Source organism: Actinospineispora acaciae DSM 45401 (genome assembly GCF_000620785.1).
In the GTDB taxonomy this organism is placed as follows: domain Bacteria; phylum Actinomycetota; class Actinomycetes; order Mycobacteriales; family Pseudonocardiaceae; genus Pseudonocardia; species Pseudonocardia acaciae.
In genome coordinates, this window is the sequence record NZ_JIAI01000018.1 from 25,911 (window position 1) to 48,662 (window position 22,752).

Genomic DNA, 22,752 nt, shown 5'->3' on the forward strand with positions numbered 1-22,752 from the left:
GTGATGAGGACAATGATGTCAGCGCAGCTGCTGTCGATACTCGTGTTGGGCGCGATGTTCGTCGTCGCGACGGTGCTGCCGATCAACATCGGCATCCTGGCGTTCGTCGGGTCGTTCGTGGTCGGCACCCTGGTCCTCGGGCTGGACGACGAGGCGGTCTTCGACGGGTTCCCGGTGTCGCTGTTCATCACCGTCGTCGGCGTCACGTACCTGTTCTCGGTGGCGAAGCTGAACGGGACCATCGACCTGCTCGTCGACGGCGGCGTGCGGCTGGTGCGGGGCCGGGTGGCGCTGGTTCCGTGGGTGCTGTTCGCCGTCGCGGCCGTGCTCACCGCGCTCGGGACGTTCACCCCGGCGGCGGTGGCGCTGCTCGCGCCGGTGGGCATGAACTTCGCGTTCCGGCATCGCATCAGCCCGCTGATGATCGGCATGATGGTGATCTGCGGGGCGCACGCCGGGGCGTTCTCCCCGATGGCCGTGTCCGGGGCGCTGGTGCTCGGGATCGTCGGCAAGACCGCGCTCACGGTGCCGCCCGCGACCGTCTTCCTCGCCAGCCTCGGGTTCAACCTGCTCCTCGCCCTGGTCACGTTCGCGCTGCTCAGGCGGCGGGGTGAGGACAGCTTCACGGACGAGGCGGCCGGACCCGAGGAGCCGACCGACGACGTCGACTCGCCCGCCGGCGGTGGGGTGTCGACGCTGGTGCGGCGGCGGGCGCTGGTGGGCTGGCAGCAGCGGGTCACCCTGCTCGCGCTCGGCGGGCTGGTGATCGGGGCGCTGGCCTTTCACCTGCAGATCGGGTTCCTCGCCCTCGCGGCGGGTGCGGTCCTCGGGCTGCTGGACCGACCGAACCTGCACCGGGCGCTGGACGGGATCAGCTGGCCGACGATCCTGCTGGTCACCGGGATGGTGACCTACGTCGGCATCCTGGAGCACACCGGAACCATCGAGATGGTCTCGAAGGCGGCCGTGGGTCTCGGGGCTCCGATCGTCGTCGCGCTCGTGCTCTGCCTGGTCGTGGCGATCACCTCGGCGTTCGCCTCGTCCACCGCCATCCTGACCGCCGTCATCCCGATGGCGATCCCGCTGCTGCTCACCGGCTCGCTCCCGGCCGCCGGTGTCGTCGCCGCGATGGCGATCTCCACCACCATCGTCGATGTCTCGCCGTTCTCCACCAACGGCGTGCTGGTCCTCGCCAACGCCCGAGGCGTCGACCGCGCTCGCTTCTACCGCCAGGTGATCGCCTACACCTGCGCGATCGTCGCGCTGGGTCCGGTGGCGGCGTGGGTGATCCTGGTCCTGCCGGGCACCTGACCGAGGGAGCAGCACCAGCCGCTCGTGTTGCCGGGGCCGCGGCCGTGCCCAGGGGCGGACGCGGAGCGTAGTTTTTGATCACTGGGGGTAACGGTTCCGGGCCGGTGCGCCTGGACGTGCCCAGGGCGGCCGCCCCGACTCGCCTGCCATCCGGCCCCGATCGGCGGCGCCGGCGCGGGGCCGAACGCGATTTGATAGCACTCTATCGGATCCGACGGGTGCCCCTGAGCCGTGTGGGCGTGGTTGTCGTGGTTGTTGTGCTTACTTAATTGGGTCCGGTTACGGAATGAAGTGTAAAACCACGGCCGGAACCGAATGGTGAATAGCGCTCACTCGGGTGGCCTAATCGGCGTGTCGCACCGTTACGTCAACGCAACCCATTCCGTTGCGTCCGGGTGAGGGGACTCCGGCAAATGAGTGGGGGCTGGCCGGAGTATCGGAGTATGTCGACCGAAGGGGAATGTCAGCATGCTGAAGAAGGTCATCACCAGGGCCGCCGCCGCTATCGGGGTAGTTGCCACGGCGGCGGTCGTGAGCACTGTCAGTACCACCGGCGTGGCCTACGCCCACGGCGAGAACAACCCCGACTGTTCGAGCCACGAGAAGACCAAGCAGGTCAACAAGGGAACCCAGGTGATCGGGAACATCATCGCCAAGCACCTCAATGGCGGCATCGCCGGTTCCATCGAAAAGCCAGGGCTGTGCCCGAGCGTCCTGAACAACAACAAGGTCTTCAGTCGCTGAGGCCGTAGCGCGCCGGTGCGTGTCGAACGAAAGAGAGTGTCAACATGCTGAAGAAGGCCATCGTCACGGCCGCGACCGTCGTCGCGGCCACCGTCGGTATCACCGGCGTGGCGTACGCGGGTGATTACGACTCGGACGGCTCCCACTCCGACCACGGTTCGGATCACGGCAGTCACCATCGCCACGGTCACGGCCATGGCCACGGGGACCGGGACAAGAACTCGCCGGACTGCTCGAGCCACGAGGAGACCACGCAGATCAACAAGGGCTTCCAGCTCCTCGGGAACATCGTGGCCAAGCACATCAACGGTGCCATCGCCGGTTCCCTCGAAAAGCCCGCCGTGTGCCCGAGCATCGGGAACAACAACAAAATCTTCGGCCACTGAGGTCGATGACGCGGCGTTAATACTCTCCTGCGTCGCCCGTGCCCCGGTGATCAAGGGGGAGCGATCACCGGGGCACGCCCCTGACCAATCCTGGTTCACTGTGCCTGGAGGCGAGGTAGAAGTCGCCTTCGATCCGGTAATCGGCGCCGCCGCGGGTCTGTGTGTTTCGGGTTCAGGCCAGCTCGCCGGTCGACTCATCGGTGGGAAAGTCCAGCCATTCACGGCGCAACCCCTGAGCGAGCCCATGCGCCACGGCGTCGGTCCGCCCGGCCTGCCAGAAGTGCGTGCGCCAGCCCATGTTCGCCGTCATGTCGGCATCGTGCCCGGAGACCCCGACAGGATTGGTTCGGACAATGCGGGGGCTATCGGGTGCGGGTGTCGAGTGCGTGGCCGAGGTGGTTGGCGGCGAGGACGACGGCCACGATGACGGCGCCGGGCAGGGTGCTCAGCCACCAGGCGGTGGCGATGAACCGTCGGCCGTCGGCGACCAGGGCGCCCCACTCCGGGCTGGGCGGGGTGGCGCCGAAGCCGAGGAAGCTCAGCGCGGAGATGGACAGCACGGCAACGCCCAGTTCGAGGGTGGCCAGGACGGTCACCGGGCCTACCGAGTTGGGCAGCACGTGCCGGCACAGCAGCGCCGGCCGGCGCACCCCGCATGCCCTGGCGGCCTCGACGAAGGTCGCGGTGCGGACCTTGATGACCTGCGAGCGCATCACCCTGGCGAAGGCGGCCACGGACCCGACGCCCACGGCGATCGCCACGTTGGCCATGCCGAAGCCGAGCGCGGTGATCACGATGAGCGAGACCAGCAGCGACGGGATGGACAGCAGCACGTCCACCACGCGCATCAGCACCTCGTCCACCGGGCCGCCGGCGAATCCGGCGAGCAGGCCGAGCGCGGTGCCGGCCAGGAACGCGACCAGCACGGCGACGAGCACGGCGCCCAGGGAGGTGCCGGTGCCGTGGATGACCCTGGCCAGCAGGTCGCGGCCGAGCGCGTCGGTGCCGAACGGGTGCCGAGGCCCGGGGGACTGGAACTTGTCGGTCGGGACGCCGTCGATGGGGCTGTAGGGGGTGAGGGCGGCCGGGGCCAGCGCGCACAGCACGGCCAGCGAGACGACCAGCCCGGAGACGACCAGGCCGAGCCGGCGGATCACGGCCGGGCCTGCCGGATGCGCGGGTCGACCAGCGGGTAGACCAGGTCCACGAGCAGCGTGGTGGCCGCGAACGCGACGGCGCAGAGCACCACCACGGCCAGCACCACCGGGGAGTCCTGGGTGGTGACCGCCGCCTGGGTCAGCCGGCCGACCCCGACGCGGGAGAACACCGTCTCGGTGATGACCGCGCCGGCGAGCAGGTTGCCGACGATGATCCCGGCCAGGGTGAGCGTCGGGATGACCCCGTTGCGCAGGGCGTAGCCGAGGTGGACCCGGGCGCGGGACAGGCCCTTGGCCCTGGCGATCTGGATGTAGGGCTGGCCGAGGGCGTCGGTGAGGCCCTTGGTGAGGACCTGGGCGAGCGCGGCGGTGCAGGGCACGGCGAGCGTGACGGCCGGCAGGGCTAGCGCGGCGGCGCCGTCGTTGCCGGTGGCGGGGAACCAGCCGAGGTCGAAGGAGAACAGCTGCAGCAGCACCAGCCCGACCCAGAACACCGGCAGCGAGATGCCCACCGGCGGCAACGCCAGCAGCAGCCAGCGCAGCGGGCGCGCGCCGGTGTAGGTGGCGAGCACCGCGATGGCGCCGCCGGCCAGCACGGAGATCGCCAGCGCGGCGGCCGCCAACAGGGCGGTCTGCGGCACCGCCTCGGCCAGGCTGTCGGCGACCGGGACGCCGGTGTCGATGGACACCCCGAGGTCGCCGGTGAGGAACCGCCATGCGGTGACGGCGTACTGCTCCGGGATCGGTTTGTCGAACCCGTAGCGGGCGTTGAGCGCGGCGACCACCGCCGGGTCCCGGGCGGCGCTGGCCCCGCCGGAGCTGACCTGGGAGAGCTTCAGCGAGATCGGGTCGCTGGGCAGCAGGCGCAGCAGCAGGAACGTCACGGTGAACGACGCCCACACCACGATCGCCGCGTTGCGCACGCGCAGGGCCACGTACCGGGTCATCCGCCGTCGACCCAGACGTCGGTGAAGCTGGGCGGGTACGGCAGGGTCAGCCACAGCCCGTGCGCGCGCCTGGCCAGCGCCCAGATCGTGGTGACCTGGCGGACCGGGACGGCGTAGGCGTTGTCCACGATCAGCTCCTGCGCGGTGGCCGCGAGCTGGGCGCGCCGGGCCGGGTCGAGCTGTGCGGCCTCCTGCTCCAGCAGCGCGGTGACCTCCGGGTAGGGGTCCAGGTTCTGGCCGCCCAGCCACCAGCTGAACTCCGGGTGGTAGCGGGAGAGCAGGATGTCCGCGTCCGGCCGGGTGAGCGGCGCGGCGATGATGTCCCAGCCCGTGTTCGGCGCCTCCCACTCGGTGAGCTGGGCGCGGGTCACCTGCTCGACCAGGAACTCGATGCCGATCTTCCTGAGCTGCTGCTGGAACAGCTCCGCCGGGGTCTTGTCCTCCTCGTCGGAGTACTTGAACCGGACGGACAGCCGGCGGTCGTCCTTGACCCGGATGCCGTCAGGGCCGGGCACCCAGCCGGCGACGTCCAGGATCCGCCGGGAGGCGTCCGGGTCGTAGCGCAGCTTCGCCGACTGGTCGAGGTACTGCGGCACGCCGGGCGAGAGCACGCCGGTGGCCGGCCGGTCGTAGCTGGTGTACGCGGTGTCCACCAGCTCCTGGCGGTTGATGCCGTGCAGGAACGCCGCGCGCACCGAGGGGTCGGCGGTGACCGGCTTGGTGTAGTTGAAGAAGAAGCTGTACACCGAGCCGGCGGCGGAGGTCCAGAGGATCTCGTTGCCGGCGGATGTGAGCTGGTCGAGGTCCAGCGCGGGGATGCTGGTGATCGCGTCGAGCTGGCCGCTGAGCACGCTGCCCACCCGCACGGCGCTCTCCGGGACCCGCCGGAACACCAGCTTGTCGACGTAGGGCCGGCCGGGGTGGCGCTGGTTCGGCGACTGCCAGGCGTAGTCCGCGCGGGCGCGCAGCGTCACCTCCTGGTCAGGGACGATCTTGTCGATCACGTACGGGCCGGTGCCGACCACGCCCTCGGCGCAGCGTTGCTCCGGGGTGCGGGTCTTGATCGTGGCCGGCGCGATGATGCCCAGCGCCCGCTCGGTGAGCGCCTGCTCGAAGCCGGCCTTGGGGGTGCGGAAGTTGATCGCGATGGTGTGCGGGTCCAGGACGTCCGAGCCGGCATAACCCGTCAGGTAGGCGCTGGCCTGCGGGGACTTGCCGAGCTTGCCCAGCGCGACGGCGTCTTCGAAGCTGGCCTTCACCGCCGCCGCGTCGAACGGCTCGCCGTTGGAGAACGTCACGCCCTTCTTCAGGTGCAGGACGTAGCGGGCGCCGTTGTTCTCGATCTCGTGGCGCTCGGCCAGCCAGGGCAGGATCTGCTTGGTCTTCGGGTCCTGTTCGAGCAGGGTGTCGACCACGGCGTTGTGTACGTACGGCACGAACGGGGTCTGCGAGGCGTCGTAGCAGATGGTGAACTGCGGGATGCCGACGGTGAAGGTGCCGCCCTGGCGCGGTTGCCCGGTGCCCGCGCCGCCATTCCCGGGGCCGCCGCCCGCGCAACCGGCCGCCACCAGCAGCGCGGCGGCCACCGAGGCCGCGAGCAGCGCCCGCCCGCCCCGCGTCACGAGCGACCCGCCGAGGTGACGTCGGTGACCTCAGTGACCTCAGTGACCTCAGTGACCGCGGTGACCTCGGTGCCGAAGTAGCGGTCGCCGAAGTCGCCGATGCCCGGGACCATGTAGGCGTCCTCGTTGAGCCGCTGGTCGATGGCCGAGGTGACGATCGGCAGCTCGGGGTGGCGGGCGCGGACGGCCGCTATGCCGCTCGGCACCGCCAGGAAGTTGACGAACACGATGTCGCGCTCGTCCACGCCGTGCTCGAGCAGCAGCCGGATCGCGGCGAGCGCGGTGCCGCCGGTGGCCAGCATCGGGTCGAGCAGCAGGACCCTGCGCCTGCCGATGTCGGGCGGCAGCAGCGAGTGGTAGACGCGGGGCAGCTTGGTGACCTTGTCGCGCTGGATGAGGATCTTCCCGATCGGCACGCCGGGGCTCACCGCGCGCAGCTCGGGCTCCATGCTCTCGCCGGCCCGCGCGATGGACACCCCGCACAGCTCGCCGGCGCGCGCGAGCCCGTGGTACGTCTGGCCGACCGGGGTGCTGACCGCGCGCTCCCGGTAAGGGAGCAGGCCCAGGGCGGCCTCGATGAGCAGCCGGATGATCCGGCCGGCGTGCAGCACGAAGTCCTCCCGGCGCACCGAGCGGTCGCGCACGATGGTGTGCAGGGCGTGCAGCTCCCGGGTCTGGGGGAGCAGGTGCAGGTTGGCGTCCACCGTCTGGTCGGTGGGCGCTGTCGTTGCGGACGGCATGGTCGTCACCGATCTACTCGTTCGGGGGTTGCTCGAAGCTGGGCGGTAGTTCCGGGGTGGCGGTGAACTGCGCGGCGGCGGCGCGGAAGATCGAGCGCCGGCCGGTGCGCTCCCAGACCCGGCGCAGCACGTAGACGAGCTTCGGGTTGTGCTCCTCGTCCTCCTCGGCGGCGCGCGCGACGATGTGCCGCCAGTCCCGGTCGGTGTGCTCGCCGGGGTCGTCGACGGCGCCGTCGAACGCGGTGTGCAGCGCGGCGAGCTTGCGGCGGGCGGGGAGGTCGGCGCCGGAGAAGACGATGCACAGCATGCCGACCCAGTAGTCGCGCACCGCCTCGCGCTGGGCGTCCAGCGGCAGGTGGTCGGCGATCCGCTCCATGGCGTAGAGCGAGGTGATCAGGTGCAGCAGCACGAAGTCGCCGGGCGCGGCGAGGTAGAGCAGGGTCGCGGCGTGGTGCAGCTCGGGCCAGCTCTCGGCCGGGTGGCGGTCCAGCCAGGCCGGCGCCCGGTAGATCAGCGGATGCCCCTCGGCCTGCATCCGGGCGATCCGGAACTGCAGCCCGGAGCGCAGCAGCTCGGGATGGACCCCGGCCAGCGCGCCGGCGGAGGTGTCGCCGGTGACCCGCAGCGCCCAGGCGCGCAGCTCCTCGCGCCGCTGGTCCCACTCGCCGGCGATGCGCAGCAGCGAGTCGACGGCGGTCGCGTCGGCGGTGTCGTCGGTGGTGACCCGCTCCGGGTGGCAGGAGTCGTAGGAGAACGCGAGGTAGGCCAGGCCCTCGACGGTCATCCAGCGGCTGCCGGCGTCCAGCCCCCAGCCGAGGTGGATGGTGGCGTGGGTGAACGCGCCGACCCAGCCCGCCAGCAGCGTCGGGACGTAGCGGCGCAGCACCTCGGCCAACCCCAGCTCGTGGATCCGCCGGTCGAAGAACTCGCAGTAGGCGCCGTACGCGGTGCGCCCGCCGAGGAAACGCGTCCAGTTCGACTCGGTGATCTCGTGGCGGTCCGGCTTCGGCGGCTCCAGCCCGAAGCCGTACGGGGTCAGCTGCGCGTAGCCCCGGTAGAAGTCCTCGATCCGGTGCGCCGGCCGGCCCAGCCCGGCCAGCGCGACCACCGCGTGCTTGGCGTGGTTGGTGAGGTGCCCGTTGAACTCGATGTGGTAGCTCCGGTCGTCCAGCAGCCGGGCCACCACCCCGTCCGGCGCCGGCGTGTGCCGCCCGGCCAGCAGCAGCTCGACCACCTCGTCGAACGTGTCCGCCAGCCAGGTCGGGGCCGCCGACTCCAGCTCCGCACGCGGGTGCACGCCGTACCCGACGGCGATCGACCGGACGCCCGCCGCCGCGGCCATGCGCAGGTCGTGGGTGGTGTCGCCGACCATGACCGCGGTGGAGGCCGGGGCGCGCAGCCGGTGCAGCACCAGCAGCCCGATGTCCGGCGCCGGCTTGGGGTTGTGCACCTCGTCGGCGCCCACCACCAGGTGGAACCTGTCGCGCAGCCCGGCGGCGCCCAGCAGCGCGTCGGCGTTGGCGCGGAACTTGCTGGTGGCCACCGCGAGCGCGAACCCGTCCCGCTCCAGCGCGGCCAGCCCGTCCACGACGCCGGGAAACACCAGGTCCGCCGCCTTGGGCAGGACCAGCTCGCGGAACGCGACGTGGTAGCCGGCGACGGCCCGCGCCACCAGCGGGTCGTCCGGACCCAGGCCGAGCAGGTGGGCGAACGCCGAGGCCAGCGGCGTCCCGACGGTCGCGCGGATCGACTCGTCCGGCGGGACCGGCAGCCCCAGCTCGGTGAGCGTGGCGGCGAAGGACCTGACGATCCCGGTGGGGGTGTCGACCAGCGTCCCGTCCAGGTCGAAGATCGCGAGGTTCGTCATCGCCGCCCTCCCCGGTTGGCCAGGGCCGCGTGCGCCGACGCCAGTTGCCCGGCGACCTCGGCGGTACTGACCAGCACGGCGGCGTTCGCGGCGGCGGCGCGGCCCCCGGTCGCGGTGTCCACGGCGCGCATCAGGTACCTGGTGACGGCGTCGCCCCGGACGCCGTCGCGTTCGGCGCGGGCGGTCGCCTCGGTGATGATCCGGTCGACCTCGTCGGGGTCGAGAGCGTCCTCGGCCCGGATCGGCGTGGTGATCAGCACCGCGCCCGGGTTGCCCAGCGCCCAGTGCAGCTCGACCGTGCGGGCCACGGTGTCCGGGTCGTCCAGCCGCCTCGGGCCGCGCACCCCGCTGGACACGCAGTAGAACGCCGGGAAGTCGTCCGACCGGTAGGAGATCACCGGCACGCAGTGCGTCTCCAGGAACTCACACGTCAGGCGCAGGTCGAGGATGCTCTTGGCGCCGGCGGACACCACGGCCACCTTCGACCGGGTGAACTGCACCAGGTCCGGCGAGATGTCCATGGTCCGCTGTGCGCCCCGGTGCACCCCGCCGACCCCGGCCGAGGAGAAGAACGCGATCCCGGCCAGCTCGGCCGCGACCAGCGAGGACGCCACGGTGGTCGCGCCGGGGCCTCCGGTGGCCAGCGCGGCCGCCAGGTCACGGCTGCTCACCTTGGCGATGCCGGGCACGGTGGCGAACCGTTCGACGGTCGCCTCGTCCAGCCCGACCAGGAGGTGCGCGCGGTCGATCGCGATGGTGGCCGGCACCGCGCCGCCGGCCCGCACGGCGTCGGCCACCTTCCGTGCGGTGGCCGCGTTCTCCGGGTAGGGCAGGCCGTGGGTGATCACGTTCGACTCCAGGGCGACCACCGGCGCGCCGTCGCGCAGCGCGTCGGCCACCTCCTCGGACACCCGCAGCGGTAGGCGGTTTCCCATGCTCACCCCTTCAGTAGCTCGGCGTCTGGCGCGACGGGGTGGTGCCCGATGCTCACGTGCGGCACCGCGGGGTCCCTCCGGGTCGGCGCGCCGTCCCGGACCCGGCGTTCGATCGCGTCGACGAGCAGGTCGACGCCCGGGTCGCGGAGGATTCCGTAGTGGTCGCCGTCCAGGTCGACGACGTCGGGCCGGCGCGCGGAGTAGCCGTGCGCGTTCTCCAGGAACGAGTAGTCGTCGCCCCGGGCCTTGAAGAGGGTGATCGGGGCCTCGATCCGCCGCCGGGACAGCTCCTCGAACGAGTAGCGGAACCGGTAGGTCTGGCGGACCACGCGCGTCACCCGGCGCACCAGCCCGCCGTCCAGCCCGCCGAACCGGGCGGTGACGAACCGGACGAAGCCGTCCTCGTCGCGCACCTCCCGGCGCAGCTCGTCGACCAGGGGACCGGCGACGACCCCGGCGAACACCGAGAACAGGATCGTCGCGAAGTGCGGGTCCGCGAAGTCCGGCTCGGAGCCGCCGGCCGACGTTCCCGGCACGGTGGGAGAGCCGGGGGCGATCAGGAACAGGTGGTCCACCCGTTCGCCGGCGCGTTCGAGCAGGTGGGCCGCCTCGAAGGCGGGCCGCGCGCCGAACGAGTAGCCCCACAGCGTGTACGGGCCGGCGGGCTGCTGCCGGCGGATCAGCTCGACGTCCGAGGCGGCCATCCGCTCGATGTCCGGGTGCGGGGTCTCGCCGGCGTTGATGCCGCGCGCCTGCACGCCGTAGCAGGGCCGCTCCAGGCGCAGCCGCCCGGCCAGGGTCCGCAGGTTCATCGGATAGCCGCCGAGCCCGGGCCAGCAGAAGATCGGCCGGCCCGCGCCCGCATTGGCCAGCGGCACCAGCCGTGAGGCGCCGCCGGCCGGGCCCCGGTCGACCAGGCGGGCCAGCCGCTCGACCGTCGGGTGCTCGAAGATCACCTGGACCGGCAGCGACGTCCCGAGCTCCGCGTTCAGCGCGTTGACCAGCCCGACGGCGATGAGCGAGTTGCCGCCCGAGGCGAAGAAGTCGTCCCGGACCGACACCGTCTCCCGCGCCGTCGCCCGCCCCCACAGCCGCGCCACCCGCCGCTCCGTCGTGGTCCGGGGCGCGACGGGCTCGTGGCGCGCCCGGGCGGCGCTCGCGGCCTCCAGCGCGAGCAGCTCGCGGGTGTCGACCTTGCCGTTGGGGCTCTGCGGCAGCCGGTCCAGCACGACCACCCGGTTGGGCACCATGTAGTCGGGCAGCGCGGCGGCCAGGTCGTCGCGGATCATCTCGGAGGGGCCGCGCATGTGCACGGCGTCCTCCTTCATGTCCTCGGCGTGCCACTGCTCGGCGCTGACCCGGCCGCCGAGGACGAAGTAGCACGGGCCGGCGGTACCGAGCAGGCGCCGCATCCGCCGCGCCGCCGGCAGGTCGTGGCCGGTGCGGGAGCTGTAGCCGGCGGCCATGAACCCGAGGCGCTGGTCGTTCATGGCCAGCCGCTGCAGCGTCCGCCCCAGGTTCAGGTAGGCGAGCCGGTCGGGCCCGCCGGTGCTGACCGCGGTGATCCCGAAGGCGGCGCGGTCGTACACCTCCTGGTTGATGGCGATCACGTGGCGGCGCAGCACGGTGTCGTCGCCGATCCGGTGCAGCCCGCCGGCCCGGTACCGGTAGAGCCCGCCCGGCAGGTCGACCACCCGGTCGGGATGGGCCTGCACGTAGATCTCGGTGTCGTCGTCCGGCCGGCAGGTGCCGGCGCCGGTGCCGGGGGTCAGGCGGAAGGTGCCGAGGAAGTGGTCCTCCTCGGCGCAGCCCAGCCCGGTGATCGCCTCGGGCCGGTGGTCGGCGGGCTCGATGCCCAGGCCGTGGCCGGGCAGGACCTGTTCCAGCAGCCCCACCATGTGGCCGGCCTCGATCTCCAGGACCTCCCGGATGTTGTTCTTGTAGACCGGTTCGATGGCGCGCCGGCGGCCCACGAAGTGCAGCTCGGCGGACGGCCGGCCCCGAGGGCCGGTGGCGGTGTCGCGCAGCCGGACCAGCCGGTGCGCCGCCGCGTGGTGGTAGTACACCCCGGACGGGAGCCCCGCGATGCCGTCGAGGCGGAGGTAGAGCTGGGTGGCGTACAGCGCGCCTGGCGAGGCGTAGCCGTACTTGGGCAGCAGCCGCTGGTCGCTGTGGTGCGGTTCGAGGTAGCGCAGGATCTCGCCCAGCTCGGCGAGATCCAGCTCGCCGGGATGGCGCGCCCCGGCCGAGGCGGGAGCCCGGTCCAGCGCGCGCAGGATGTGCTCCGCGCGCGCCGGGCCGCCCTCGTAGAAGCGGTACGTCTTGCGCGTGAACGCCTGCCTGCGCTGCAGACCGCCGGGCGCCGGCGGCAGCTCGACGGCCGGGTGCGGCGCCAGCTCGGCCGGGTCGCGGCTGCCCAGCCCGGCGAGCTGCGCCCTGACCTGCAGCCTGCTCTCCTTCGACAGGTGGTGCCCGCCGTGGCTGCCCTGGTCCATCAGCGCCGCCTCGCGCGGGTTCAGCTCGACGTGGGCGACCAGCTGCGCGAAGCCGGTCCTCGGGTCGTCGGTGACCACCACCGCGGCGTGCCGCACCCACTCGTGCGCCTCGATCCGCAGCCGGATCTCGTCCAGCTCCACCCGGTAGCCGCGCAGCTTGACCTGGTTGTCGGTGCGCCCGGCGAACTGGACGGTGCCGTCGGCGTTGTGGTGCGCGAGGTCGCCGGTGCGGAACAGCCGGCCCGTGCCGGTCGGGCCGGGGACGAACCGCTGCGCGGTCAGGTCCGGGCGGCCCAGGTAGCCGCGGGCGAGCTGCACCCCGCCGATGTGCAGCTCGCCGACCTCGCCGGCGGCGACCGGGCGGCCGCGCTCGTCGAGGATGTGGTAGCTCACGCCCGGGACCGGCCGGCCGATCGGGACGGCGTCCGGGCCGGTGGTGGCGGCGCGCCTGTCGACGGTGAAGGCCGAGGTGTTGATCGTGCACTCGGTCGGGCCGTAGAGGTTGACCAGCTCGGCGCCGGGCAGCTGGTCGAGCACGCGTCGCGCCAGGTCGCGGGGGAGCACCTCGCCGCCGCTGAAGACCTGGGTGAGCGAGCCGCACTCGGCCAGCCGCCCGGTGTCCAGCAGCGCCCGCAGCAGCGTCGGGACGCACTGCAGGGTGGTAACCCGGTGCCCGATGATCGTGTCCAGCAGCCGATGCGGGTCGCGGTGGGCGCCGGGTGGGGCCATGACCACCGTGGCGCCGAGGCCGGCGGCCAGCACCTCCCACTGCGCGGCGTCGAAGCTCAGCGGGGTCTTCTGCAGCACGCGACGGTCGGGGCCGATGCCGTGTGCCGCGTGCAGCCAGCGCAGCTGGTTGAGGACGCCTCGGTGTTCGACCTGCACGCCCTTCGGCGCTCCGGTGCTGCCCGAGGTGTAGATGACGTACGCCAGGTGGTGCGGTGCGGGCTCGGCGGCGGGGCCGGGCTCGGCTCCGGCCGGTGGTGGCTGGGTGGGGGCGACGATGCGGGTGGTCCGGGGCGCCAGCTCGGCCAGCCTGGCGTGCAGGTCCGGCTGGGCCAGGACGGTCCGCGTCCCGGAGTTCTCGATCATGTAGCGGAGCCGCTCGTCCGGGTAGTCCGGGGCCAGCGGGAGGTAGGCGGCGCCGGCGAGCAGGGTTCCCCAGGTGGCCGCCATCAGCTCGGCCGAGGGCTCGACGAACAGCCCGACCGGTTCCTGCGGCTCGACCCCGAGGCCGCGCAGGAGCCCGGCGACGGCCGAGGCGCGCGCGTCGAGCTCGGCGAACGTGACCGAGCCGCCGTCGTGCACGACCGCGGTGGCCGTTGGTCGTTCCCGGGCCTGCCCGGCGAGCAGGTCACCGATCCGGTGCGTGGGCATGCCGATCCGGCGTGGGACGGGCGTCACAGAGGACCTCCGGCGAGGGTGCGGGCGGCGGACCCGGGGGTGAGCGGACACGGGTCCGAGGTCACATCTCGCGCCGGTGCGAAACGTGTGGGCGGTGGTGCTGAAGACCGCGAGAGTCAAGTATGGATGGTAGGCGGGCTAAACTCAAGCTCATCTTGTGCAGTAGCTGCCGGGAGTAGATTCAAGTCCTACTTCATTGATTCGAAGGCTGGTCGAGAGGAGCCCGCGATGAGCCCCTGCGCGGAGCGCGCGGATGCGGACGTGTCCAGGGCGGCCGGGGGTGCGCTGCTCGTGGTGGCGGTGCTGCTGGTCGCGGTGAACCTGCGGCCGGCGATCGCGAGCGTGGGGCCGCTGCTCGACGAGGCGCGGGGTGCGTTGGGTGCCTCGGCGGCGTGGGCGGGGTCGTTGACCACGATCCCGGTGCTGTGTTTTGCCGGCGCGGGGTTGGTGGCGCCCGCCCTGGTGCGCCGGCTGGGGTTGCGGGTCACGATCGGGGTCGCGCTCGCGCTGGTGGGCGTCGGCCTGGTGGTGCGGGTGGTCGGCGGGCCGGTGCTGATGCTGGTCGCCACGGTGGTGGCGGCCGGTGGGATCGCGGTGGCCGGGGTGCTGATCCCGGTGGTGGTCAGGACGTCGTTCCCGGCCAGGGTCGGGTTGCTGACCGGGTTGTACACGGCGGCGTTGCAGGCCGGCGCGGCGGTCGCGTTCGCCCTGTCGCCCCGGTTGGCGGTGGTGTTGGGCGGCTGGCGGCCGGCGCTGGGGTCGTGGGCGGTGCTCGCGGCGGTCGCGTTGGCTGTCTGGCTGGTCGGGGGGCCGCGCCGCGCGCCTGGGTCGCCGCCGGCCGCCGGTTCGGGGCGGTCGCTGTGGCGCAGCCCGCTGGCGTGGACGGTGACGGCGTTCTTCGGGCTGCAGGCGTTCGTGGCGTTCGCGGTGATCGGATGGCTGGCGCAGGTGCTGCTGGACGCGGGTGTGGGGCGCGAGGACGCCGGGGTGCTGATGGGGCTGTTGACGATCGTCGCGCTGCCGGTGAGCCTGCTGGTTCCGCCGCTCGCGACGCGGCGGCGGGCGGGGCCGAGCGGGTGGATCGTCGGCCTGGGCGCGTGCGGGCTCGCCGGCGCCGGCGGCTTCCTGGTGGCCCCGGGCGCGGCGCCGTTGCTGTGGGCGCTGCTGCTGGGGTTGGGGATGAGCGTGTTCTCGCTGGCCCTGACGGTCATCGCGCTGCGGGCGCGCACCGGGGAGGACACCGCGCGGCTCTCCGGCATGGCCCAGGGCGTCGGCTACCTGATCGCGGGCGCCGGGCCGCTCGCGTTCGGCATCGTCCACGACCTGACCGGCGGCTGGCGCGCCCCGCTGGCGATGCTGCTGGTGGTGATCGCGGCGCAGACCGTCACCGGTGCGCTCGCCGGCCGGCCCCGCCATGTGTAGCACCGCTCAGACGACGTCCACGACCGCCAGCACCGGCGTCCGCCGGTTGATCGTCTGGGCCACCGGCGAGCCGGCCAGCGCCCGGTCCCAGATGTCCCTGAGCACGTCGTCCGCGGCCTCGCCGGAGATCCTGGCGCGCACCTCGGCGCCGCGGTACCCGGGATTGCCGGACTCGTCCAGCCCGGCCCACTTGAGCACGTTGTCGAAGGTCCCGGCGACCTCCACGGTGAGCGAGCTGAGCCGCACGCCCTGCACGGTCGCGTGCATGACCACCCCGGCGATCAGGCAGCCGGCGATCGAGGCGAGCAGGTACTCGTGCGGGGTCGGGTCGGAGTCGTCGGCGCCGACGTCGCCGGGCTGGTCGAAGCGGATCTCGTGGCCCCGCACCGCCGCCGTCGACCTGAACCCGGTGACCCAGCGCGCCGTGACGTCCCACGGGCCGCTGAACGCCCGCACCCGCCGCGCGTCGCTGAGCTGATCGATGATCATGGCGCGGTCGCCGGCGGAGATGCCGTTGATCCCCGACCGGAGCGTCGGCGGGGTGTCGCTCACGGCCCGGCCTGTACGGTGCTCGTGCTGCTGTCAACCTGAGCTTCGAGGGCTGTGATGACGCGGGAGGCCGACCGTCTCGACGGCGCGGCGGTGGGCGGGAACGCGCGGTTCGGCATCGCGCCGCTGGACGACCTGCTGCACGGGCTGTACTGGGGCGAGAACGTCTTCTGGGGGCTGGCCGAGGACGGGCCGGCCGCCGACGAGCTGGTCGCCGGCGTGCTCGGCGCGGCGGGCAGGACCGACTCGTTCCGCCGCCGGCTCCGGGTCACGCTCGCGGGCGACGGGCCGCCGGCCGAGGGGTTCGACCCGGTGCCGTTCCGGCCGGGCGGGGCCGAGGACCTGTTCGACGCGCTCACCGCCGAGGCCGACCTGACGGTGGGCGTCGCCGTGGCCATCGACCTGCGGCCGCTGCGCGCGGCCAGCCCGGACGCCTCGTTCGAGCGTGACATCGCCAGGCTGGCCCGGTTCACCCTGCGCCGGGGCGCGGTGATCCACTGGTTCGACTCGCTGACCGAGGAGGGCGCCGGGCTGCAGACGCTGGCCCAGTGCGTCCTCGAAGCCAGGTCGGGGCAGCTGCGCATCGAGCGCGCCGACGGCAGGGGCGCCGAGGTGCGCGGCGCGATGCTGCCGTACCGGGTCACGCCGGGGGGCGAGCTGGTGGCCGAGGCGACCACCGCGGCCTCCATGCTGGGCCGAGGGCTGCGCGCCGTGCGCCGCCAGCGCGGCTGGACGCAGGCCCACCTGGCCGCCATGGTCGGCGTCTCCGGGAGCGCCATCTCGCAGGCCGAACGCGGCCAGCACGCGCTGTCCCTGGAGACGGTCGTGGACCTGGCCGCCAAGCTCGGCATGTCCGTCGACCACCTGCTGCGCGGGCTGCCGCCGCCGTACGAGCTGTCCCGCGCCGACGACGTCGGCCGCCCCGGGCAGGCCCACCACCTGGTGGACAGCGACGCGCTGCGGCTGCGCACCGCGGGCATCCGCATCCCGCCGCGCGGCGCGGCGTCACCGATCTTCCGGCGGGAGTACCCGCAGACCCTGCTCGTCGGCAGCGGGCTGGTCCAGGTGATCCTGCCGTCGGCGCGGCCGATCCTGCGGCAGGGCGACGCGCTCACCGTGCACTCCGGCGGGGTGCACAGCTGCCGCAACCTGGGCGACGACGAGGCTCTGGTGTTCTGGCAGGAACACGGCTGAAGCACTGCTTCAGTTTCACCGGTCAGATCCTTTCAAATTGGAGCTTGAGTTTAGAGCTGGGCTCGCCGATACTTCGTAAGTGCTCCGCTCCGCCCGTCGCTGATCGACAGCCGGGCGTCCGGATGATCTCCACGCCGCGAGGACGCGGCATCCGCCCACGTTCGGCTCCAGAAAGCGGGAATGGACTGCCATGGGTGATCGACCCTCCGCCGCCGAGGCCCTCACGCGGCGCTACGGGCCCGACGTCAACACCGGCTCGATCCCGACCAACGACGTGATCGAGCTGCTGCTGGCGCACCGCACGGTCCGCCACTTCCTGCCCGGGGAGGTCGACGAGGACACCCTGGCGGTGCTGGTCGCCGCCGCGCAGTCCGCGTCCACCTCGGCGAACCTGCAGCTGACCAGCGTGGTGAGCATCCGCGACCGGGCCCGCCGGGACCGGATCGCCACCCTCGCGGCCGACCAGCAGCTGATCCGGGACGCCGGGCTGTTCCTGATCTGGGTCGCCGACTGGGCCCGGCCGAGCTCGGTCGCCGAGCGGCACGGCCACCCGACCGACGCCCTGGACTACATCGACAGCACCATCTCCGGCGTCGTGGACGCGACGCTGGCCGCTCAGAACGCGGCGATCGCCGCCGAGTCGCTGGGCTACGGCGTCACGTTCGTCGGCGCGCTGCGCAACAACGTGGACGCGGTGTGCGCCGAGCTGGCGCTGCCCCAGCGCGCGTTCCCGCTGTTCGGGCTCGCGGTCGGCATCCCGGACCCGAACGACCCGGCCGGGATCAAGCCCAGGCTGTCCCAGCGGGTGGTGCTGCACCGGGAGCGGTACACGCCGGTGACCGACGAGCTGATCGAGGAGTACAGCCAGCGGATCAACCGCTACTACACCGAGCAGGAGCTCCCGGCGGACTGGGTGAAGGACCGGCTGGCCTGGCGGGTGTCCGCCAAGGACGGGCTGGCGGGCCGGCGAACCATGCGCCAGTCGCTGCACACGCAGGGCTTTCCGCTGCGCTAGGCCGGCTTCGAGTAAGGAGATCGCATGGTCACCGACGGCGCCGGGAAGACGGCGGCACTGCGCGACATCGCGGAGGTCATCGAGAAGATCGGCGCGGACGCCGCCGAGCGCGACCGGGGCCGGGTGCTGCCCCGCGACGAGCTGGCCGAGCTGCTGCGGGCCGGGATCGGCGCGCTGCGGGTGCCCGCCCGTTACGGCGGATACGGCGCCTCGCTGCCCGAGCTGGCCGAGGTGCTGGTCTCGCTGGCCGCCGCGGAGTCCAACCTGAGCCAGATCCTGCGCGGCCACCTCGGGCTGGTCGAGCTGCTGCGGCAGTGGCCGGCCGGTGACCAGCGGGACGCGCTGCTCGCCTCGGCCGGGCGGGGGGAGTTCTTCGGACCGGCCGGCGCCGAGCGCACCTCGTCCGACCTGGTGTCGCTGGGCACCACCCTGGTCGAGGAGGACGGCCGGCTGTTCCTGCGGGGCCGCAAGTACTACACCACCGGCAGCCTGTTCGCGGACTGGCTCAACGTCCTGGTCCGCCACGAGGGCCGGTTCCAGGCGGTCGTGGTGCGCCGAGGCTCGCCCGGGCTGGAGGTCATCGACGACTGGGACGGCTTCGGGCAGCGCCTGACCGCCAGCGGCACCGCGGTGTTCGACAGGGTGCCGGTGGACCCCGGTTACGTCTTCCCGCACGACAACCCCGAGGTCAACGACTTCGCCGAGGCGTTCTACCAGTTCGTCCACTCCGCGACCCAGGCCGGCATCATCCGCCGGCTGGCCGACGACCTGGCCGAGGTGGTCAGGGGCCGCACGCGCAGCTACCCGCTGGCGCCGACGCAGGAGCCGCGCGAGGACCCGCAGGTGCTCGGCGTGGTCGGCGAGGTGCACAGCCGCGCGTTCAGCGCCAGGGCGAACGTGCTGCTGCTGGCCGCCACGCTGCGGGACGCCGCCGGCCGGCCGGAGGTGTTGCGCCGCGCGCTGGTGGAGTCGGCCGCCACCCAGGTGGTCAACACCAGGCTGGTCGGCGAGGCGTCCTGGCTGGCCTTCGACGCGGGCAGCGCCTCGGCCACCCGGGCCGCGCTCGGCCTGGACCGGCACTGGCGCAACGCCAGGACCGTCTCCTCGCACAACCCGGCCATCTACAAGGCAGCGCTGGTCGGCCGCTACGCCGTGACCGGCACCGTCCCCGGCGGCTTCCTCAACTCGCCGGTGACCTGAGCCCGCACCGAGAAAGGGGTCGCCGTGACCGCCGCACCCATCGTGAACCCGAGCTCCCCGGTCTCGCCGGCCGCCGAGAAGGGCGTGCTGCTCACCGACGCGCAGCTGGCCCGGTTCCATGAGCGCGCCGCCGGCTACGACCGGGACAACGCGTTCTTCGCCGAGGACTTCGAGGAGCTGCGCGCCGCCGGCTACCTGGTGGCGCCCATCCCGCCCGAGTTCGGCGGCCGGGGGCTGCCGCTGGGCGCGCTGGCCAGGGAGCAGCGCCGGCTGGCGTACTGGGCGCCGGCCACCGCGCTGGCGGTGAACATGCACCTGTACTGGACGGGCCCCACCACCGCGCTCTACCGGCGCGGCGAGACGACGCTGCGCTGGCTGCTCGACGCGGTCGGCTCCGGCGCGGTGCTCGCGGCCGGCCACGGCGAGCCCGGCAACGACCTCGGCCTGGACGACTCGCTGACCTCCGCGGTGCCCCGGCCGGAGGGCGGGTACACCTTCACCGGGCGCAAGACGTTCACCTCGCTGTCCCCGGTGTGGGACAAGCTGGGCCTGCACGGGCGCGACGACTCCGACCCGGACCGCCCGAAGATCGTGCACGCGTTCGTGGACCGGGACAGCCCCGGCGTGTCCACGGTGCCGGTGTGGGACGCCCTCGGGGTGCGCGCGACCGCGAGCGACGACACGGTCCTGGAGTCGGTGGCGGTGCCGGCCGAGCGGGTGGTGGCCGTGCAGGAGCTCGGCGGCCCCTACCCGCCGTTCGTCGCCGGCATCTTCCAGTGGTACCTGCCGCTGGTGTCCAACGTGTACTTCGGCATCGCCCGGCGCGCGCTGGACCTGGCCATCCAGGCGTCGGTGCGGCGCGGGACGCTGGCCCTGCCCGGCCGGACCCACGCGCACAAGCCGGCCGTGCAGCGCCAGATCGGGCAGGCCGAGATCGCGCTGGACGCGGCGTGGTCGCTGCTGGAGAAGGCGGTCGCGGACCTGGAGGACAGCGCGGACTACGGGCGGTGGTGGACGCCGCGCCTGTTCGCCGCCAAGGAGTTCGCGGTGAGCACCGCCAAGCAGGTGGTGGACGTGGCGGTGCAGGTGGTCGGCGCGTCCTCGGTGAGCAAGCGCCACGAGCTGGAACGGCTCTACCGCGACGTGCGCACCGGCAGCCTGCACCCGCCCAACTCCGACGCGGTGCTCGACGTCATCGGCCGCACGGCGCTCGGCCTGTTCCCCTAGCCGTGCCATGAGCTGTGCCATGCCCTACCCGGCCGCCCGGTCCAGCCGCCGGTGGCCGGCGATCGCGGCCAGCAGCTCGCGGGTGTAGTCCTCGGCCGGGTCGGCGAACAGCTCCTCGGTGGGCCGCAGCTCCAGCAGCCGCCCGGCGCGCATCACCCCGACCCGGTGCGCGATGCGCCGCACCACCGCCAGGTCGTGGGAGATGAACAGGTAGCTCAGCTCGGCGTCGCGCTGCAGCTCGGCGAGCAGCTCCAGGACCTGCGCCTGCACCGAGACGTCCAGCGCGGACACCGGCTCGTCGCACACCACCAGGTCCGGGGACAGCGCCAGCGCCCGCGCGATCGCCACCCGCTGGCGCTGCCCACCGGACAGCTCCGCCGGCTTGCGGGCCAGCACCGAGGCCGGCAGCGCCACCCGCTCCACCAGCTCGGCCGCCCGGCGCCGGCGCTCGGCCGGGGAGCCCACCCGGAACGCCCGCAGCGGCTCGGTGATCACCTCGTCCACCCGGAACCTCGGGTCCAGCGAGGCGTACGGGTTCTGGTAGACCAGTTGCGCGCGCCGGCGCAGCTCGCGCCATGCCCGCCCGCGCACCGCCGTCACGTCGACGCCGTCGAAGTGGATCGACCCGGAGGTCGGCTCGTCCAGCCGCAGCAGCAGCCGCGCGGTGCTGGACTTGCCCGACCCGGACTCGCCGACCAGCGCCAGCGTCTCGCCCCGGCCGATGCCGAAGCTGACCCGGTCCACCGCCCGCAGCACCCCGCGCCGCCCGTTCACCCTGGGCAGCGGGAACTCCCTGACCAGGTTGGTCACCCCGGCCACCGGGGCGGTGTGCCGCGGCGGGTGCGGGGACGCGGTGGCGGCGCCCAGGCCGGGCGCGCTGTCGATCAGCGTGCGGGTGTAGGCCTGGGCCGGGCGGCGCAGCACGTCGGCCACCGCGCCTTCCTCGACGACCCTGCCCTGGCGCATCACCACCAGCCGGTCCGCCCGGTCGGTGGCCACCCCGAGGTCGTGGGTGATCAACAGCATCGCCATGCCGGACTCGCGGCCGAGCAGCTCCAGGTGGTCCAGGATCTGGCGCTGCACCGTGACGTCCAGCGCGCTGGTCGGCTCGTCGGCGATCAACAGCTCCGGGCCGGCGGCGATCGCGATGGCGATCAGCACCCGCTGGCGCATGCCGCCGGACAGCGTGTGCGGGTACTGCTCGGCGCGCACCTCCGGATCCGGCAGCCCGGCCCTGGCCAGCAGTTCCACCGCGTCCAGCCGGGCCCGCCGCCGATCGGCCAGTCGGTGCGTGCGCAGCACCTCGGCCACCTGCGCGCCGATCTTCCTGACCGGGTTCAGCGAGACGGTCGGGTCCTGCGGCACCAGCCCGACGCGGCGCCCGCGCACCTCGCGCAGCGCCCGCTCGGGCAGCCCGGTCAGCTCGCGACCGCCCAGCAGCACCCGCCCGGCGTCGCGGCGCCCGTTCGGCGCCAGCAGCCCGATCAGCGCGTGCGCCAGGGTGCTCTTGCCCGAGCCGGACTCGCCGACCACCGCGACCACCTCGCCGGGCGCCACCCGCAGCGACGCCCCGCGCACCGCCTCCACCACCCCGCCGGAGACCCGGTACGACACGTGCAGGTCCTCGACCTGAAGGAGCGCGTTCTCGGTCATGTTCCCCTCGTCCACTCGCCGTCCAACGCCCGCGAGACCCGGTTCACCGACAGCACGGTGGCCGCTATCGCGAACCCGGGCAGCGCGCACAGCCACCAGGAGGTGGCCAGGTAGTTGCGGCCGTCCGCGATCAGCGCGCCCCACTCCGGCGCCGGCGGCGGCGCGCCGTAGCCGAGGAAGCTCAGCGCGGACACCTGCAGGATCGCCAGCCCGAACTCCAGCACGGCCAGCACCAGCACCGGGCCGGCGGCGTTGGGCAGCACGTGGCGGCCCAGCGTGGCGTACCAGCGGGTGCCGACCGCGCGGGCCGCCTCGACGTAGGTGGCGCGGCGGATGCGCATCGTCTCCGCCCGCATCACCCGCGCGAAGCTGGCCACGCTCGCGACCCCGACCGCGATCGCCACCTTGGTGGTGCCGTAGCCCAGCGCGGCGATCAGCGCCAGCGACAGCAGCACGGCCGGGATGGCCAGCAGGGTGTCCACGAACCGCATCAGCCACTCGTCCACCCAGCCGCCCACGAACCCGGCGAGCAGCCCGATCACCCCGCCGACCACCAGCGCCACCGCCACCGCGATCACCGTGGCCCGCAGCGACAGCGACGCGCCGTGCACCACCCGGGTGAACAGGTCGCGGCCCAGGTAGTCGGTGCCGAACGGGTGCGCGGCCGACGGCGGGCGCAGCCGCAGCGCCGGCACCCCGGCCAGCGGGTCGCCGCCGGCCAGCACGCCCGGGGCGAACGCCGCGAACAGCACCAGCGCCAGGTAGCCGACCGACACCACCAGCCCCGGCCGGCGGCCGACGAACCCGGCCACCCGCCGCCACCCCACCGCCGGCGGGGACACCGGGGCGACCCGGCCGGGGTCGCGCGACGGCACGAGCGTCAC

At 73.3% G+C, this 22,752-nt stretch carries 19 protein-coding genes; 8 read left to right on the top strand and 11 right to left on the bottom strand.

Translation table 11 applies throughout. The features are described from left to right. Nucleotides 1–15 precede the first annotated feature (15 nt). The 3 genes from N912_RS0142555 to N912_RS0142565 all read left to right on the top strand — a co-directional run bounded on the left by N912_RS0142555 (nt 16) and on the right by N912_RS0142565 (nt 2,441). On the top strand, nt 16–1,311 hold the full coding sequence (locus N912_RS0142555) for an SLC13 family permease (RefSeq protein ID WP_211261593.1): 1,296 nt from the start codon (nt 16–18) through the stop codon (nt 1,309–1,311). A 468-nt stretch (nt 1,312–1,779) separates the two neighbouring features. Further along, nucleotides 1,780–2,055 (top strand): hypothetical protein, encoded by a 276-nt coding sequence (locus N912_RS0142560; RefSeq protein ID WP_028927242.1) that lies wholly within the window; start codon nt 1,780–1,782, stop codon nt 2,053–2,055. A 44-nt stretch (nt 2,056–2,099) separates the two neighbouring features. Next, nucleotides 2,100–2,441 carry a hypothetical protein gene (locus N912_RS0142565; RefSeq protein WP_028927243.1) on the top strand — a complete coding sequence of 114 codons (342 nt, stop codon included), beginning with the start codon at nt 2,100–2,102 and terminating at the stop codon, nt 2,439–2,441. A 172-nt stretch (nt 2,442–2,613) separates the two neighbouring features. Here the strand turns inward: N912_RS0142565 and N912_RS64165 are convergent, their stop codons facing one another. From N912_RS64165 to N912_RS58175, 8 genes are read right to left on the bottom strand one after another with little or no spacing between them, the layout of a single operon-like run. Further along, nucleotides 2,614–2,751 (bottom strand): hypothetical protein, encoded by a 138-nt coding sequence (locus tag N912_RS64165; protein ID WP_156994360.1) that lies wholly within the window; start codon nt 2,749–2,751, stop codon nt 2,614–2,616. Nucleotides 2,752–2,803: 52 nt separating this feature from the next. Next, nucleotides 2,804–3,598, bottom strand: a complete 795-nt coding sequence (locus N912_RS58160; protein ID WP_211261594.1) for an ABC transporter permease — start codon at nt 3,596–3,598, stop codon at nt 2,804–2,806. Then, entirely contained in the window at nt 3,595–4,545 is a 951-nt protein-coding gene (locus N912_RS0142580) for an ABC transporter permease (RefSeq protein WP_028927244.1), read from the bottom strand. Before N912_RS0142580 ends, N912_RS58160 begins: the two co-directional genes overlap by 4 nt. Beyond that, nucleotides 4,542–6,167: an ABC transporter substrate-binding protein gene (locus N912_RS0142585; RefSeq protein ID WP_028927245.1), complete on the bottom strand. Its 1,626-nt coding sequence runs from the start codon at nt 6,165–6,167 to the stop codon at nt 4,542–4,544. Before N912_RS0142585 ends, N912_RS0142580 begins: the two co-directional genes overlap by 4 nt. Next, on the bottom strand, nt 6,164–6,907 hold the full coding sequence (upp, locus tag N912_RS58165; protein WP_245645861.1) for a uracil phosphoribosyltransferase: 744 nt from the start codon (nt 6,905–6,907) through the stop codon (nt 6,164–6,166). The genes N912_RS0142585 and upp overlap by 4 nt, the downstream gene beginning before the upstream one ends. Before the next feature lie 13 nt (nt 6,908–6,920). Then, on the bottom strand, nt 6,921–8,774 hold the full coding sequence (locus N912_RS65370; RefSeq protein WP_084211808.1) for an HAD-IA family hydrolase: 1,854 nt from the start codon (nt 8,772–8,774) through the stop codon (nt 6,921–6,923). Further along, nucleotides 8,771–9,709 carry a pseudouridine-5'-phosphate glycosidase gene (locus N912_RS0142605; RefSeq protein WP_028927246.1) on the bottom strand — a complete coding sequence of 313 codons (939 nt, stop codon included), beginning with the start codon at nt 9,707–9,709 and terminating at the stop codon, nt 8,771–8,773. Before N912_RS0142605 ends, N912_RS65370 begins: the two co-directional genes overlap by 4 nt. 2 nt (nt 9,710–9,711) lie before the next feature. Beyond that, entirely contained in the window at nt 9,712–13,608 is a 3,897-nt protein-coding gene (locus tag N912_RS58175; RefSeq protein WP_245645858.1) for an amino acid adenylation domain-containing protein, read from the bottom strand. A gap of 228 nt (nt 13,609–13,836) precedes the next feature. Here N912_RS58175 and N912_RS58180 point away from each other — a divergent pair, with 228 nt between their 5' ends. Further along, nucleotides 13,837–15,030 (top strand): MFS transporter, encoded by a 1,194-nt coding sequence (locus N912_RS58180; protein ID WP_051581575.1) that lies wholly within the window; start codon nt 13,837–13,839, stop codon nt 15,028–15,030. 6 nt (nt 15,031–15,036) lie between these two features. On the opposite strand, the gene N912_RS0142620 is transcribed toward N912_RS58180, so the two are convergent. Continuing rightward, entirely contained in the window at nt 15,037–15,582 is a 546-nt protein-coding gene (locus N912_RS0142620; RefSeq protein WP_028927247.1) for an OsmC family protein, read from the bottom strand. 54 nt (nt 15,583–15,636) lie between these two features. On the opposite strand from N912_RS0142620, the gene N912_RS65375 reads away from it, so the two are divergent. From N912_RS65375 to N912_RS0142640, 4 genes are all read left to right on the top strand, one after another. Then, nucleotides 15,637–16,773: a helix-turn-helix domain-containing protein gene (locus N912_RS65375; protein ID WP_051581576.1), complete on the top strand. Its 1,137-nt coding sequence runs from the start codon at nt 15,637–15,639 to the stop codon at nt 16,771–16,773. Between the two features lie 190 nt (nt 16,774–16,963). Continuing rightward, nucleotides 16,964–17,788: a nitroreductase family protein gene (locus N912_RS0142630; RefSeq protein ID WP_028927248.1), complete on the top strand. Its 825-nt coding sequence runs from the start codon at nt 16,964–16,966 to the stop codon at nt 17,786–17,788. 24 nt (nt 17,789–17,812) lie between these two features. Next, nucleotides 17,813–18,988: an acyl-CoA dehydrogenase family protein gene (locus N912_RS0142635; protein ID WP_028927249.1), complete on the top strand. Its 1,176-nt coding sequence runs from the start codon at nt 17,813–17,815 to the stop codon at nt 18,986–18,988. 24 nt (nt 18,989–19,012) lie between these two features. Beyond that, nucleotides 19,013–20,215 (top strand): acyl-CoA dehydrogenase family protein, encoded by a 1,203-nt coding sequence (locus N912_RS0142640; RefSeq protein ID WP_084211810.1) that lies wholly within the window; start codon nt 19,013–19,015, stop codon nt 20,213–20,215. 24 nt (nt 20,216–20,239) lie between these two features. On the opposite strand, the gene N912_RS58190 is transcribed toward N912_RS0142640, so the two are convergent. Both N912_RS58190 and N912_RS58195 read right to left on the bottom strand, forming a co-directional pair. Next, nucleotides 20,240–21,868, bottom strand: coding sequence for a dipeptide ABC transporter ATP-binding protein (locus N912_RS58190; RefSeq protein ID WP_037069614.1), 1,629 nt, complete (start codon nt 21,866–21,868; stop codon nt 20,240–20,242). Further along, complete coding sequence (locus N912_RS58195; RefSeq protein WP_245645863.1) at nt 21,865–22,695, bottom strand: ABC transporter permease; 831 nt, start codon at nt 22,693–22,695, stop codon at nt 21,865–21,867. The genes N912_RS58190 and N912_RS58195 overlap by 4 nt, the downstream gene beginning before the upstream one ends. Nucleotides 22,696–22,752 lie beyond the last annotated feature (57 nt).